We start from the raw sequence: 14,045 nt of genomic DNA, 5'->3' as shown, positions 1-14,045 counted from the left end.
TCTAGCGACGGCCGCGGCCCCGACCGCGGCCCGGGACTTCCAGCTCCGCCGGCCCCGGCCGGCGGGCGTCGACGAGCTTGCGGACGTAGAACAGCGCCCCGAGGATCACCGCGAGGTCGTCGACGAGGCCCACCGGCCCCAGCGGGATCTCGGGGACGGCGTCCACCGGGGAGATCACGTAGAGCAGGCTGGCGATCGTCGCGGCGACGCCGTGTAGCGGCAACCGGTAGCGGCGCAGCAGGTAGAAGGTGCCGGCGACCAGCACCAGACCTACTGCGGCGATCACGCCGAGGACGACGACCAGGCCCGTGCCCACACCGTCGCTCATCGCAGTTCCTCCGTGCGGTGGTCACATGCCGCCCGGCCCGTACCGGGCGTGCACGCCCCCGGACGTCGTCCCGGTGACGATCGTGCCCCTGGATGGTCGGCCATCGTGGTCCTCACGGCTCCTTCGTCGGGGTTGGTCCCGGATGGATGATCTGTAGGGAGATGCCCCGGTGCGCAGCGGTCCGAACATGCCCCGACCATGCTCCGTGACCGGTGCTTTTCGGCCCTCCACCCGGTTGCCCGATTGTGTGACGAGCGACGTGGGGCCCGGCGTCGCATGTCGTGGAGCGGGACGGCAAACTGCCAGCATGACCTCCGCTGAGGACGAGAGAATCACGTTCGGCCTGCCCGCCGACGACGCCGAGATCATCCGGTCCGCCGCGGACGCCGAGGGCCTCAGCCTGGAGCTGTTCGCGGTGGAGAGCATGCGGCGCTACGCCCGCGAGGTACTCGCCGACCGTCGGCTGTTCAGGGTCTCCGAGACCGCCTGGGCCGAACTGGACGCGATGCTGCAGGCGCCACCCACCGACAACCCGCGGCTGCGCAAGCTGCTCGACGAGGAGCCAGGCCAGGAGTAGGCGGGACCTGTGTCTCCGTAGACGAGCTCCACCTGCCCTGACAGGGCGGCAGGCCCGTCGCCCCGGCTGCCCCCGTCGATCCCGGTAGATCGACCCCACGACGAGATCGACCATGCCTGGAAGGATTCGGCCCGTGCCGTTCACGAAGCCGTCGGCCCTGGTGGAGGACCACGACACGGTCGCGTTCGGCTGTGGCGATCCCGTCCTCGACAGCTGGCTGCGCCACCACGCCAAGGACCACCAGCGCGAACGCATCACCAGCACGTTCGTGCTGCTGGACGGCTCCACCGTGGCCGGCTACTACTGCCTGGCGACCGCGGCGGCCGAGCGCGTCGGCACGGCCTCGCGGTGGCGTTCCCACCGGCCCGTGGACCCGGTCCCGATGATGCTCGTCGGCCGGCTGGCCGTGGACGTCCGCTATCAGGGCCGGGGGGTCGGTGCCCGGCTCGTCCGCGACGCGACGATGCGGGCGCTCACAGTGCGCCGCATGGTCGGAACCCCGCTGCTGGGCGCGCACGCGACCGCACCCGACGGACAGTCGTTCTACCGTCACCTCGGCTTCGTGCCCACCGCGCTGGACCCGCATCTGGTGCTGCTTCCCCTGCAGAACGCCGCCGGCTCCTCGGCCTGACTTCGTGCACCTGGCCCGGGTCGTTGTACTGGTCCCTGCGCAGCGCGCGGGACATGACCACCATGCCGGGCCGTCTCGCTGACACTTGACGTCGTCGCACCGGTCCGGTCTGCTTCTGCATCCCGGTTTTCCTCGACATCGCGCCGCGCCGCGCACGAATATGAGGAACGCGGGTTTCCTGCTGCGGATCTCAGGAGGCGCCGCCTGTGCGGTCTGCGTCGGATTCTGTGTGACCACTGCTGTCTGGGGACTTGGTCGCCGGATATGGACTCTCCGCTGTCTGCGAAAAAAGATATCGCCTAATCCAGGTGCTGTCATATGGGCAACCTGCTGCGGTCGTACCGGGAAGATTCGGGTCGCCGGCGGTCTCTTGGTGGCGGTTGCGGGGGGTTGAAAACTATTCGTTCGGACGCTGGAACCGGTGCGCCGCACCGAATCAGCCTTATTTTTACGGGCGGTCCTCGGGTATATTCGGTGGCGATTATGGTCGGATGGTCCGGACTGGAATCCGCCTCCTTCGCTCTCGATCCGATTTTTCTGGCCGGGGCGGGCCGTATTGGCTGACGGGTGTCGGAGAGCCGGTTCGAGGAATTCTCGCATTCGCTGAAATGTGTCGGATCGGACGCCGTTAAGTCGCTGGAGACACGCCTGTTTTGTGCTGCCGCTGTAAGGGAGGTAGGGCCGCTAGGTTGACGACCGTAGAACTAGTGCAAAAGATCGTTCTGAAAGGTAGAAGATGACAAGCAAAATAGGGCGGCGTACGGCCATTCTAGCCACATCGGGCCTCGTTTCCGTTGCCGTCACCCTGGGTGCGAGCGCCACCTCGGCACAGGCCCTGGTGCCGGGGGGCGGGCCGGAGGTGAAGAAGGAGAAGACCGCAATCAGCTACGAGCGGGTCGTCTGGTACGACGGCAAGGACAAGAAGCACCACGAGAAGAAGGATTGGCCGTCCGACGGTGACGAGTCCTACGGTGACGAGTCCGACGACCAGGCTGATCTCGCCGCCCCGCTGCCGGTTCCCGGTGTCTCGGTCGGTGCTGTCGACCCGGTTGAGGTCGCCGACGCGGCGCTGGCTTCCGGTGATCTCCGCGAGAAGCCCGACAAGAAGCACAAGGATGTCTCGAAGCGTAAGGACGCCTTCAGCTACGAGCGGGTCGTCTGGTACGACGGCAAGGACAAGAAGCACCACGAGAAGAAGGATTGGCCGTCCTACGGCGGCGAGTCCGACGGTGACGAGTCCGACGGCCCGGCTGAGCTCGCCGCCCCGCTGCCGGTTCCCGGTGCCCCGGCCGGCTCCGGCGGCCCGGCTGAGCTCGTCGACACGCCACTGGTTCCCGGTGTCTCGGTCGGTGCTGTCGACCCGGTTGAGGTCGCCGACGCGGCGCTGGCTTCCGGTGATCTCCGCGAGAAGCCCGACAAGAAGCACAAGGATGTCTCGAAGCGTAAGGACGCCTTCAGCTACGAGCGGGTCGTCTGGTACGACGGCAAGGACAAGAAGCACCACGACAAGAAGGATTGGCCGTCCTACGGTGACGAGTCCGACGGTGACGAGTCCTACGGTGACGAGTCCGACGGTTACGTGGAAGACGGGGACGATGCGGGAGACGTAGCCGCCGCCTACCAGCCGGTCGGTGGCTACGACCGCCACTACAAGGACCTGGTGAAGAAGAAGATCAAGCTTACTCTCGAGAAGGTGCTCTGGTACAACTCGAAGCACCACGAGCACAAGTACCCGTGGGCAGGAGTTTAGTAGCCGGATCAGCCCACCGTGATCACCACCCCGTCGCCGGTGACTCCCGCGCCCATTCCGGTTGCATAGCGGGTTAGGAATGCCTGCCGAATTTCGGCGGGATAGAAGCTGTCTGGATTCAGCGGAAAAGCGACGAGGCGCCGTCGGCCGGCCGGCGGCGCCTCACCGATTGACGCGGTTCCGCGTACTCGTACCTGTGGGGTGTGGGACATCGCTCGACTGCTGGGCTGTCCGCCGCCCGCGATCTCGTGGGCGACGTTTTCGAGCGTCAGCTCTGGTCGGTGACCTGGGCCGGCCAGGGCCTGACGAGCCCGCTGTCCCGGGGGCACGTCCACCATGGCTTCCACTCGTGTACCACCGGCCGCATCGGGTGCGGATGGCCAGGGCACGGTGGCACGGGGTCGGAGATGAAGTCGTCGGCCAGGAACGTCTGCAGCCAGTCCGCGAGATCGACTGCCAGCTCGGCTGGGTCGGTCGTCGGGCTCACGGATGTGCCGGCCGCACTGCCCCGGTAGCGCGCCGAAACGACCCACTCGCTCGCCCAGCCGATGACCTCGGGTTCGGTGACGGGAACCCCCAGATGCGCGGCGACCTCGGCCGCGGTCGTCCGGTCCCGCACCACCAGTGCCAGCGCGTAGGCCAGGTCGTCGTCGTCCGGGTCCTCGACGGTCACCGTGATCCACCGGCCATGGGGTGGCAGCTCGGCCAGGGCCGCGGCAGCGGCGGCCTCGATCCGCTGGCGAGGGGCCAGAAGGTGCTCGGGGGCCACGGCCGGCGATCCGCCGCTGCCTGCCTCCCGCGACTCAACCATGATCGAAGACTAGTCGGAACCGCGTCCCCCCGCGAGGGAGTACCTGGCTCTCCACAGTGCCGGGACGGGGTTCCTTGCGGGAGCGTCTACGTCTCCGGCGCGCCATCGACTCCTTGGGCCCTCTGGCGGGCTGTGAACGCCCAACCCTGCCATTTCTCGATCTGGACGAAAACAATTGGTCCGGTCGGGGTGACGGCCTGGTACTGGTCGTACTTTGCCGCCAGGTGGTGGATCGCCACCGCCCGCTTCACCCCTTCGTTGCCATCCGTGACAACTCGTGCGCGGCCATCCGCCCGAACCCACCACAGGCCGTCCCAGTCGTCTGTGTACTGGTCTACGAGGAGGCTGACTCGCGGGTTGGCGGCGATGTTCGCCAGCCGCCGTAGGGCCGTCGAGCGCTTCGGTTTGTGATCGACGGCGATGGCGACCTGATCGTCGTCCAGGGTGAATGTCACCGGCACCAGATGCGGCTGGCCGTCCACGCCGGCCGTTGCCAGGCGGGCGACCCGTGCCGCCGCGAAGCGAACGCGGCATTCGGCCTCGTCCAGGTTCACGGCACTCACCATAGCCAGCCGTTCCGATGGGCCGGTGCGTCCGGCCTGGCGGCCAGCCGGGATGTTCCTGGTCGGCGGCGCACGTGCGGGTGCACCACCGCCGCGGCGTCGGCACCAGGCCTACTACTGTCCTTGTCGTGGACCTGGCCGTGACGGAGGCTGGCGAGGGCGAGGCGCTCGTGGTGTTCGTGCACGGTGTTCTCGACAGCGGGCGCTCGTTCTCCCGGGTGGTCGACCTGCTCGCGTCCCAGTGCCGCATGCGCTGGTACGACCGCCGCGGTTACGGGACGTCGACGAACGGGACCGGCGCACCGGTGGACGTGAACGGCCACATCGAGGATCTCGTCGCGGTTCTGGACGGCCGCCGCGCGGTCGTCGTCGGCCATTCGTTCGGCGGGGTCATCGCCGCCGGGGCCGCGGTGCGGGCGCCGGAGAGCGTCGCGGCCGTGGTGCTCTACGAGACGGTGATGGCGTGGGTGCCGGGGTGGGACGACCGGCGCATGCGGCAGATGCTGTGGAGCGAGGACCCTGAGGACGCGGGCATGCGCCTGATGCTCGGGGCGAAATACGACGCGATGAGCGCCGAGGCGCGGCTTCGGCTCCGGCCGCAGGCCCGCGCGTTCGTCACGGAGGAACGGTCGACCCGGGCGCCGACACCGCCGTACGACATCGCCGCGCTGGAGATTCCCGTCGTGTACGGCTTCAGTGAGAGCTTCCCCGTCGTCGTGATGCAGCAGCACCTGAGCGCGGTGGTGCGTGACGTCGAGCTCGTGACTTTTCCTGGCGACCACTTCGCCCATCGCACGGCACCGGCGGAATTCGCCGGGCTTGTCCGGTTGGCGGTTCGGCGCGCGTCCGGGAAGGCGTAGTCCCGCGCCTCTCGCGGCGCGCGGGATTCGGCCGCGGGCGGGTCAGCTGAGCCAACTGATCGGATGATCGCCGATCAGGACCCGGGCCGTCAGGACGACGGCCGCGCAGGTGAGCAGCGGAACCACCACCAGGCGCTCGACCCGGCCGTCCGTTCTCGGCACCAGGACGGTCTCCATCCGCCAGTTCACCGGCCAGAGCAGGAGGCAGCCCCTGGGGGTCAGGCAGTCCCCGAGCAGGTGGGCGAGGCAGCCGATGGCGACGGCGTAACCGGCGAAGCTCATGTCGAGGCCGTGCATGAGGTAGATGGCGGCCCCGGCTGCCGTGCAGTCCTTCAGCCCGGACCAGAAAGGGTGGCCCTCGAAGTCCAGGCCGAGGCCGCGCAGCCCGAAGCCCACGAGGATGTACAGCGCCGCCCACCAGCCGTACTGGAAATGGGTGGCCAGCAGCCCCATGGCCACACCCATGGCGGCGGCGAACAGCAGGGAGTGGGTGGCGTGCCGGTGCCCGCCGGAGGCCCGGCCCACCCAGCGGCACAGGATCTTGGTGACGGGCCCGAGGGTGTTCGCGATCCGGCCGGAGGGATGGTCGATGTCGGGCAGCAGCCCGGCGCCCGCGGCCACCACCGCGCCGGCGATCACCTGTTGGGACGACAGCGACAGCGCGTACGACCCCAGCCACTCCTCCCGCGAGAGGACCGGCACGGCGGCCAACCAGACCACCGCTCCGCTCAGCACGTGCGTCTGCCCCATCACAGCAGCTCAACCCCGACGACCAGGACCCCAATGATCAGCACCGGTGGACTTTAGCGGGTCCACCGGGCGCAACGCCCGTGACACGCCAAAGTGCCATCCCTTCATCAGGCCGACAATCAGGGCAGCCGACCGGGGCCACCGGGCGCGGGCCATCCGGACCGCGGCGAAGCCTCCGGCCGGGGTGCGCGCCTCAGGGCGGGCCGGCGAGGTAGCGCTGGAGGTCGGCGTGGCGGAACTCCCACACCGCGCCGGCCCGGCACAGGACGCCGCGGGCGTGGGCGTCTTCGAGGAAAGTGACGAGGCGCAGGGGTTGCTGGCCGCGTGCGGCCAGCCATGGTCGGGCCAGCCCAAGTCGTCCCCATGCTGACGCGAGCCCGATCGCGAGTCCGCCCGAGAGCCCGGCCGCGAGTCCGAGCGCGAGGGCGATCGCGATCATGAATGGGGGCACGATCGCGAGTCCGGCCATGAATCCGACCAGGAGCACGAACGCGAGCCCGACCGCGAGCCCGCCCGCCAGTGTGAACGCGAGTCCGTTCACGAGGGCGCTCGCGCGGTCCTGGCTCAGGGTGTACCTGGGTTCGACGCTCGATTGTGTATTCACAGGGGCGTCGAGCCCGACCCAGCCCACGAGCCCGACCGTGAGCCCGCACATCAGCCCGACCGTGAGCCCGGCCGGAGGCCCGTCCGTGAGCCCGATCGGGAGCCCGACCACGAGCCAGGCCGCGAGCCCACTCAGAAGAACGGGACCTCGAGGTAGTCGTAGCGCGGTCCGCGCCGGAGGCGCATACCCGAGGCCGCCCGCGAGCACGAACGCGAGACCGGCCGCCAGCCCGGCCGCCAGCCCGAACGGGAGCCCGAACGTGAGTGCGGCCGTGCGCGCGGCCGTGGGCCCGGCCACGACTCCGGCCGTGAGCGTGATCGTGAGCCCGGTCGCGAGCCCGCCCGTGATGCCGACCGTGAGGATCCGGTAGGTGCCGGGGGTCGCGCCTGGGATCTCCCACCAGGCGAGGCTGGTGGTGTGCAGGCGGTGTTCGAGGTGATGGCCGAGGAAGGCCAGGTAGCGGGTGGCCTGCTTGATGGTCCAGCGGGTCGGCCGGTCGGGGTGTGGCCGGTAGGCGGCGGGGATGAACCCGGCGAGCAGGTGTTGTTCGACGGCGGCCGCGGTGGGCAGGGCGCACAGGTCGGAGGGATCGGGTAGGCCCACCCTGGATTCCCAGGGCCAGGGGTTGTAGACGGTGCTGGCGAGGAAGGCGGTCAGCGGGGTGGTGAGCGCCTGGGCGACGGACGAGGTCGGGTCAGCCAGAGCGGTCAGGGCTGGTGCCCATCGGAGTGGGCCGTCACTGCCGGCACCGGCCAGCAGATAGCCCCTGATCGCCGTCGAGGTGAGGGGGAGGACGTGGATGCCGGCGGCGCCGTCGAGGTGGATCGGCCGCTGGTCGGGGTCGGGACGCACGGCTGCGCGGAACTCGTCGGTGCGGCAGCTCAGCACGAGCCCGATGTCGCCGGGGAGTTCGTCGTTGATCGAGGCGAGAGCCTGGTCGGTGCCGCCGGCGCGGATCTCGTCCAGCCCGTCGAGGACCGGCAGGATCAGCCCGGCGCGCAGCAGCGCTCCAGCCCGGGTGTCACCGGTGGCCGCATCGACGGCGGACAGGTGGGGGTACTCAAGCAGGATCTGGTCTTCCAGCCAGCCGTACAGGCTTTGCCAGTCGGGGATCCAGGAGGCCAGCGGGACCAGCAACGGCACCGGCTCGCCGGCCTGGCGGCGGCCGATCAGGTCCAGGACGAACCGCACCAGCAGGACCGTCTTGCCAGCCCCGGGCTCGCCGAGCACGACCAGCCGCCCGCAGGGGCTGCGGTCGTAGGCCGCGAGCAACGCGCCACTACCGGCGAGGCCGCCCGGCCCGCTGCCCGGGGTGCCGGATACCGGTCCGTTTCGTCCATCCACGGCCTCCTGTCGCAGCTTGGGCCAGCTGTGGACCAGGTCGGCGTCGGCGGCCTGCCAGAACACCTCCAGCGGCGGGCCGCCCACCCCGCGGCGGGTCGCTTCGGTGTCCCATTGATCGCGCACCAGGTCAGCGAGCCGGTCGGCGACCCTCTCGATGTCCAGGCCCCCAGCACGGGCGAAGGCCCTGTCCGCCAGAAAGGCCGCGACCGGCAGTAGCACTCCGACCGCGATTAGCACGGCAGCCCAGCCACCCTGCCCGGCCAGCCCCGCCGCCCAGCCGACGGCCACGGCTGCGCCGCCAGCTATCAGCCAGAACGGGCGTTGTGCCTCCCCGCGCCCCCCGCTGATGCTCATAGCAAGCATTTATCCACACTGCGCTATATACATTCGCTCGGGGGTGAGCGCGTTGACCGTGCCATGGCCAGCCGGTGGTAGGTGGCTGCCGGGGGAGTCGGATCGCCTACCCTTGATCGGTGGGTGGCCCGGATCATGGCCGCTGCCAGGGAAACGCGGGTTCGTCAGCCCTTGAGCAGGGCGCGGGACATGACGACGCGCTGGATCTGGTTGGTGCCCTCGTAGATCTGGGTGATCTTCGCGTCGCGCATCATCCGCTCGACCGGGAAGTCGCGGGTGTAGCCGGCGCCGCCGAAGAGCTGGACGGCGTCGGTGGTCACCTCCATGGCGACGTCCGAGGCGAAGCACTTCGCCGCGGCCGTGATGAAGCCGAGGTTCGGCTCGCCGCGCTCGGCGCGGGCCGCGGCCACGTACACCATGTGCCGGGCGGCCTCGATCTTCATCGCCATGTCGGCGAGCATGAACTGGACGGCCTGGTTGTCGGCGATCGCGCGGCCGAACTGGCGGCGCTCGCGGACGTAGCCGATCGCCGCGTCCAGCGCGCCCTGGGCGATGCCGACGGCCTGGGCGCCGATCGTGGGCCGGGTGTGGTCGAGGGTGGCCAGGGCGGTGCGCAGGCCGGTGCCGGGCTCGCCGATGATGCGGTAGGCGGGGATCGTGCAGTTGACGAAGTGGATCTCTCGGGTGGGGGAGCCCTTGATACCGAGTTTGCGCTCCTTCGAGCCGACCTCGAAGCCGGGGTCGTCGGCCCGGACGACGAACGCCGAGATGCCGTTGGCCGGCTTCGCCGCGTTCGGGTCGGTCACGGCCATGACGGTGTACCAGAGGGACTCGCCGGCGTTGGTGATCCAGGTCTTCGTGCCGTTGAGGACCCAGTGGTCGCCGTCGAGGTGCGCCCGGGTGCGCATGGACGCGGTGTCGGAGCCGGCCTCCCGTTCCGAGAGCGCGTAGGAGGCGGTCGCCTCCCCGCTGGCGATGGAGGGCAGGACCAGCTTCTTCAGATCCTCCGAGCCGGACAGCAGGATCGGCATGGTGCCGAGCTTGTTGACCGCCGGAATGAGGGACGAGGAGGCGCAGACCCGGGCCACCTCCTCGATGACGATGCAGGTCGTCACCGAGTCGGCGCCCTGGCCGCCGTAGCTCTCCGGGATGTGTACGGCGCTGAACCCGGAGCGGACCAACGCGTTGTGGGCCTCGACGGGATAGCGCTCGTTCTCGTCGGCGTCGGCGGCGAACGGGGCGATCTCCTTCTCGGCGAGATCGCGCACCGCCTCGCGCACGGCGACGTGGGTGTCGGTGAGCCGGTAGGTGTCGAAGTTCGGGTCCACGTCCGTGCCGTCCTCGTCCTAGCTGGTCCTGGCGATGGTCAGGTGGTTCAGGCGTAGCTGTGGAAGCCGCGCCCGGTCTTCTTCCCGAGCAGGCCGGCGTCCACCATCCGCAGCAGCAGCGGCGGCGGCGAGTACAGCGGCTCCTTGAACTCCTCGTACATCGACTCGGCGACGGCCTTCACCGTGTCGAGCCCGATCAGGTCGATCAGCCGCAGCGGTCCCATCGGGTGGGCGCAGCCGAGCACCATGCCGAGGTCGATGTCCTCCGCGGAGGCGAAGCCGGACTCCTGCATCCGGATGGCCGAGAGCAGGTAGGGCACGAGCAGCGCGTTCACCACGAAACCGGCGCGGTCCTGCGAGCGGATGACCTCCTTGTGCAGCGCGGTGGTCACGAACTCCTGGGCGCGGGCGAGGGCCCGCTCCGAGGTGAGCAGCGACGGGACGAGCTCCACCAGCCGCATCACCGGCACCGGGTTGAAGAAGTGCACGCCGAGGACCTGGTCCGGCCGGTTGGTGGCCATCCCGAGCTTCATGATCGGGATGGATGACGTGTTCGAGGCGAAGATCGCGGAGTCGTCGGCGACGACCTTGTCGAGGGCGGCGAAGATCTCGGTCTTGGCCTGCTCGTTCTCGGCGATGGCCTCGACGGTGAACTGGCGGTCGGCGAAGTCGCCGAGGTCGGTGGTGAACGACAGGCGGGCCAGCGCCGCGTCCCGGTCGGCCTCCTGGAGCTTGCCGTTGCGGGTGCCGCGGTCCAGTGAGGCGGTGATCCGGCGGCGGCCGGCCTCGACAGCGCCGGCGTCGACCTCCCGGACCAGGACGTCGAGTCCCGCCCGGGCGCACGCCTCGGCGATTCCGGAGCCCATCAGACCGCATCCGACGACGCCGATCCGCCGGATCTCGCCGGCCACCGGGCTCTCGCTCGGGGTCTGTACCTGCTCCGCCTGGGTCTCGGCCACGTGGCCGCCTCCGTTCTCGTGCTGCTCGTGTCTGGCGCCGTGCGCGGTGCGGCCGCCCGGCGGACCGCCGTCCCCGGGGGACAGCGGTCTCGGGGCGACGCCGCCTCCAGGCGACCGCCGCGTGCTGCCGCCCGTGGAGGAGTCTCGTCTGCCCGTGCGGCGGCTGCGACCTCTGGATAGTCCCCCTATCCAACTATAGGACGCCCTTGTAGTTGCTTGCGCCCATCCGGTGATCTGGTGTTACGGGTGTAGCAGGAGTGACCAGACCGCGAGGGTGAGCACCGACAGCGGAGCGCCCACCCCGACGAGCAGGCTCGGCAGCGGCGGCGCCAGGCCGTGCCGGTTGGCGATGATCGCCCCGGCGACCATCGGCGGCATGGCGGTCTCGAACAACGCCACCCTGACGTTCGGGTCGGTGAGGACGTCCGGGTCGGTGAGCGCGTCCGCGAGCGCGTAGCAGCCCAGGACCACGACCGGCGCCACGGCCAGCTTCACCACCAGCCCCAGGGCCAGCTCACGCCGCCACCGGCGGACGGCCGGCAGCCGCAGCTGCAGGCCCACCGAGAACAGGGCCAGCGGGGTGAGTGTTGCCCCGATCGAGGCCAGGGCCTCGTCCAGCCAGGCGGGGAAGCCCACCGGGCGCAGCGCCAGCGCCAGCACCAGGGCGATGAGCGAGGGACGCGCCAACGCCCTGCGGGCCACCGCCAGCGGCGTCGACGCGGCACCCGCGGTGGCCGTCACCAGCACCAGCACGACGGTGTTCAGCAGCAGGGAGGAGCCGAGCTGGTCGGCGAGCAGCGCGACGGGTACCCACTGCTCGCCGAAGAACGCCGTGACCATCGGGATGCCGACGAACGAGGTGTTCGCCACCGCGGTCGCGGCCACCAGCGCGACCACGACCTCCCGCGGCAGCCGCATCAGCCGTGCCGCCGCCAGGTAGATCAGCACGGTGACGGCGAACAGAAGGTACGGGGCGGCCACAACGATCGCGACGTTCGACGGGATCTCCACGCCGTGCAGCACGTGCAGGGTCAGCGCGGGCAGGGCGACGTCGAGCAGCCAGATGTTGAGCGCCCGCGGGGCGTCGTCAGGGAGCTGGAACGAGCGCTGCGCCACCACCCCGGCGACAAGGCCGACAAGTACGACGACCAGGGCGGACACCGACGCATCGTCTCAGCCCGCAGGCCGGCCGAAATCGCCTCGCACGCGTCGCCTGCGTCACTCGGCCGGGGCGTCGGAGGGCTCCGGTCGGCTTGGCTTGGCTGGTGGGCCCGCTCCGTCGGGGTCGTGGCCCGGCCGGTGGGGCGAGCTTCCGCTGGCCGGGCGGGCCAGCCGGGTGCGGTAGAGGCGGGTGAAGGTGATGTGGCCGGCGAAGAGTAGCCCGGCGACGACGTAGTTCAGATCACCGAGGGACTCCTGCCCGGGCAGTGGGAGGAGCGTGTAAGTGATGAGGACGGCCGCCGAGAGGAACAGCGTGCCGATCGTGACACCGCCGATCCACGGCGGAGCATCGGTCATCGACCCGTGCCGTGCCACCTCCGGCACGGCACCCACCGGCACGGCCGTCGGTCCGGGCGTCGGGCTGGACGGCGGTTCGCTCTGCGGCCTCACGGTGCCAGTCTGCACCGCCGGGGTGTCCCGGCGGGACCGGTCGGTGAACCGCCGGTGGCTGCCGGGTGCCTTCCACCTGGGTCGATTGTTCCTGTCGGTGGTGGATGTGACACTGCTCGGGCGGACGAGGCCGGGTCCTGGGCAGGCGGGCCCGGCAGGCTGGGAGGGCGGCAGATGACGGCGCCAGTGCTCGTCGGCCCGGGCGGGGTCGCCTGGCGCGACGGCAAGCGTTACATGTGGCTGACGGCGCTGCTGCCGCCGCTGCTGCCGATCGTCTCGTTCGGGCTCTGGCACCGCACCGGCTCGGGCCTGCCCTGGTGGCTCACACCCGCCTTCGTGTTCGTGCTGCTGCCCGTACTCGACGCGACGACCCCGAAGGACCCGGTCGGCGCCCCGGAGGGAACCCGCGAGGCGCTGGACGCCGACCGCTACTACCGCTGGTGCACCTACCTCTATCTGCCGCTCGCCGGTGTCGCGCTGCTCATGGGCTGCTGGGCGTGGACGCGCGGCGACCTGTCGGTGATCGAGCGGGTGGCGGTCGTCCTCGCGCTCGGCACGGTCACCGGGATCGGTATCAACACCGCGCACGAGCTGGGCCACAAGCGCGCCCGGGTCGAGCGCCGGCTCGCGAAGGCCATGCTGGCGCCCGCCGCCTACGGGCACTTCTACGTGGAGCACAACCGGGGCCATCACGTCCACGTCGCGACGCCGCGGGATCCGGCCAGCGCCCGGATGGGGGAGAGCTTCTGGCGGTTCTGGCCGCGCACGGTCGTCGGCAGCCTGCGGTCGGCCTGGGCGCTCGAGGCGGCCCGGCTGCGTCTGCGTGGTCGTTCGCCCTGGTCACCGCGCAACGAGGTGCTTTCCGCCTGGTGCTACACGGCGGTGCTGTTCGGGGTTCTCGCGGTGGCGTTCGGGCCGGCGGTGCTCGCCTTCCTCGTACTGCAGGCGGTCGTCGGCTTCTCCCTGCTGGAGTCGGTCAACTACATCGAGCATTACGGGCTGGCGCGGGAGTGGACCGCGGCCGGCCGGTACGAGAAGGTCGACCCACGGCACAGCTGGAACAGCGACGACGTCATCAGCAATCTCGCGCTGTACCACCTGCCCCGGCACAGCGATCATCACGCGCACCCCACCGTGCGCTACCAGTCGCTGCGGTCCTTCGCCTCGGCTCCGCAGCTTCCCGCCGGATACGGCTCGATGATCGTCGCATCGCTGTTCCCCCGGTTCTGGTTCCGAGTCATGGATCCGAGGGTCGCCGCGCACTACGGCGGTGACGTGACCCGGGCCAATCTCGACCCCGCGCGGCGCGCGCGGCTCGTCGCCCGCTATGGCGGGGGCGGCGCCGCGGCCGCCGTGCCAGCGGTCGCTTCGCCACAGGCCGTTGCGCCCGCTGCGTCGGAGGTCGATGCGTTGCCCGATCGCGTTTCGGCGGGCTGAAGCGGCAAGCCCGAACCGAAAGCCATCACCGCCTTCCCGGAGGTCCCGATTCTTGTCAGTCGGGCCCGGGATCTTCGGCTGGGCGCTAACCTCGTCGCACCTGATTCACCCGGTGGACGGCGAGCTGAAACGACTACG

At 70.3% G+C, this 14,045-nt stretch carries 14 protein-coding genes; 5 read left to right on the top strand and 9 right to left on the bottom strand.

The annotated features are described in order from the left end of the window. Position 1 precedes the first annotated feature (1 nt). Entirely contained in the window at positions 2–328 is a 327-nt protein-coding gene (locus tag E0504_RS13090) for a YkvA family protein (RefSeq protein WP_020459770.1), read from the bottom strand. A 307-nt stretch (positions 329–635) separates the two neighbouring features. Between E0504_RS13090 and E0504_RS13085 the strand changes: the two genes are divergently transcribed. From E0504_RS13085 to E0504_RS13075, 3 genes are all read left to right on the top strand, one after another. After that, on the top strand, positions 636–905 hold the full coding sequence (locus E0504_RS13085; RefSeq protein ID WP_041253986.1) for a DUF1778 domain-containing protein: 270 nt from the start codon (positions 636–638) through the stop codon (positions 903–905). Positions 906–1,038: 133 nt separating this feature from the next. After that, positions 1,039–1,536: a GNAT family N-acetyltransferase gene (locus E0504_RS13080; protein WP_131624627.1), complete on the top strand. Its 498-nt coding sequence runs from the start codon at positions 1,039–1,041 to the stop codon at positions 1,534–1,536. Positions 1,537–2,272: 736 nt separating this feature from the next. Beyond that, positions 2,273–3,286: a hypothetical protein gene (locus tag E0504_RS13075; protein WP_131624626.1), complete on the top strand. Its 1,014-nt coding sequence runs from the start codon at positions 2,273–2,275 to the stop codon at positions 3,284–3,286. A 268-nt stretch (positions 3,287–3,554) separates the two neighbouring features. Here the strand turns inward: E0504_RS13075 and E0504_RS13070 are convergent, their stop codons facing one another. Further along, positions 3,555–4,097, bottom strand: a complete 543-nt coding sequence (locus E0504_RS13070; protein ID WP_131624624.1) for a hypothetical protein — start codon at positions 4,095–4,097, stop codon at positions 3,555–3,557. An 86-nt stretch (positions 4,098–4,183) separates the two neighbouring features. Then, complete coding sequence (locus E0504_RS13065) at positions 4,184–4,651, bottom strand: TIGR03668 family PPOX class F420-dependent oxidoreductase (RefSeq protein ID WP_207912524.1); 468 nt, start codon at positions 4,649–4,651, stop codon at positions 4,184–4,186. 149 nt (positions 4,652–4,800) lie between these two features. Between E0504_RS13065 and E0504_RS13060 the strand changes: the two genes are divergently transcribed. Next, positions 4,801–5,520 (top strand): alpha/beta fold hydrolase, encoded by a 720-nt coding sequence (locus E0504_RS13060; protein WP_243657495.1) that lies wholly within the window; start codon positions 4,801–4,803, stop codon positions 5,518–5,520. 42 nt (positions 5,521–5,562) lie between these two features. Here E0504_RS13060 and E0504_RS13055 read toward each other — a convergent pair whose 3' ends face one another. From E0504_RS13055 to E0504_RS13030, 6 genes are all read right to left on the bottom strand, one after another. After that, positions 5,563–6,270 carry a metal-dependent hydrolase gene (locus E0504_RS13055; protein ID WP_131624620.1) on the bottom strand — a complete coding sequence of 236 codons (708 nt, stop codon included), beginning with the start codon at positions 6,268–6,270 and terminating at the stop codon, positions 5,563–5,565. Positions 6,271–6,463: 193 nt separating this feature from the next. Beyond that, on the bottom strand, positions 6,464–8,572 hold the full coding sequence (locus tag E0504_RS13050) for an NACHT domain-containing NTPase (RefSeq protein WP_131624618.1): 2,109 nt from the start codon (positions 8,570–8,572) through the stop codon (positions 6,464–6,466). 164 nt (positions 8,573–8,736) lie between these two features. After that, complete coding sequence (locus tag E0504_RS13045; RefSeq protein WP_112105595.1) at positions 8,737–9,900, bottom strand: acyl-CoA dehydrogenase family protein; 1,164 nt, start codon at positions 9,898–9,900, stop codon at positions 8,737–8,739. A 47-nt stretch (positions 9,901–9,947) separates the two neighbouring features. Beyond that, positions 9,948–10,859, bottom strand: coding sequence for a 3-hydroxybutyryl-CoA dehydrogenase (locus E0504_RS13040; RefSeq protein ID WP_112105596.1), 912 nt, complete (start codon positions 10,857–10,859; stop codon positions 9,948–9,950). A gap of 240 nt (positions 10,860–11,099) precedes the next feature. After that, positions 11,100–12,020 (bottom strand): AEC family transporter, encoded by a 921-nt coding sequence (locus E0504_RS13035; RefSeq protein ID WP_112105597.1) that lies wholly within the window; start codon positions 12,018–12,020, stop codon positions 11,100–11,102. Positions 12,021–12,077: 57 nt separating this feature from the next. Further along, on the bottom strand, positions 12,078–12,470 hold the full coding sequence (locus E0504_RS13030; protein ID WP_243657494.1) for a hypothetical protein: 393 nt from the start codon (positions 12,468–12,470) through the stop codon (positions 12,078–12,080). Between the two features lie 174 nt (positions 12,471–12,644). On the opposite strand from E0504_RS13030, the gene E0504_RS13025 reads away from it, so the two are divergent. After that, the gene (locus E0504_RS13025) at positions 12,645–13,907 is read left to right on the top strand and encodes an alkane 1-monooxygenase (protein ID WP_112105599.1); all 1,263 of its coding nucleotides are present in this window, start codon (positions 12,645–12,647) and stop codon (positions 13,905–13,907) included. Positions 13,908–14,045: the final 138 nt, after the last annotated feature.

Source organism: Parafrankia sp. BMG5.11 (assembly GCF_004337455.1).
The sequence above is the reverse complement of the archived record's forward strand: the minus strand, read 5'-3'. Positions and strand labels throughout refer to the sequence as shown.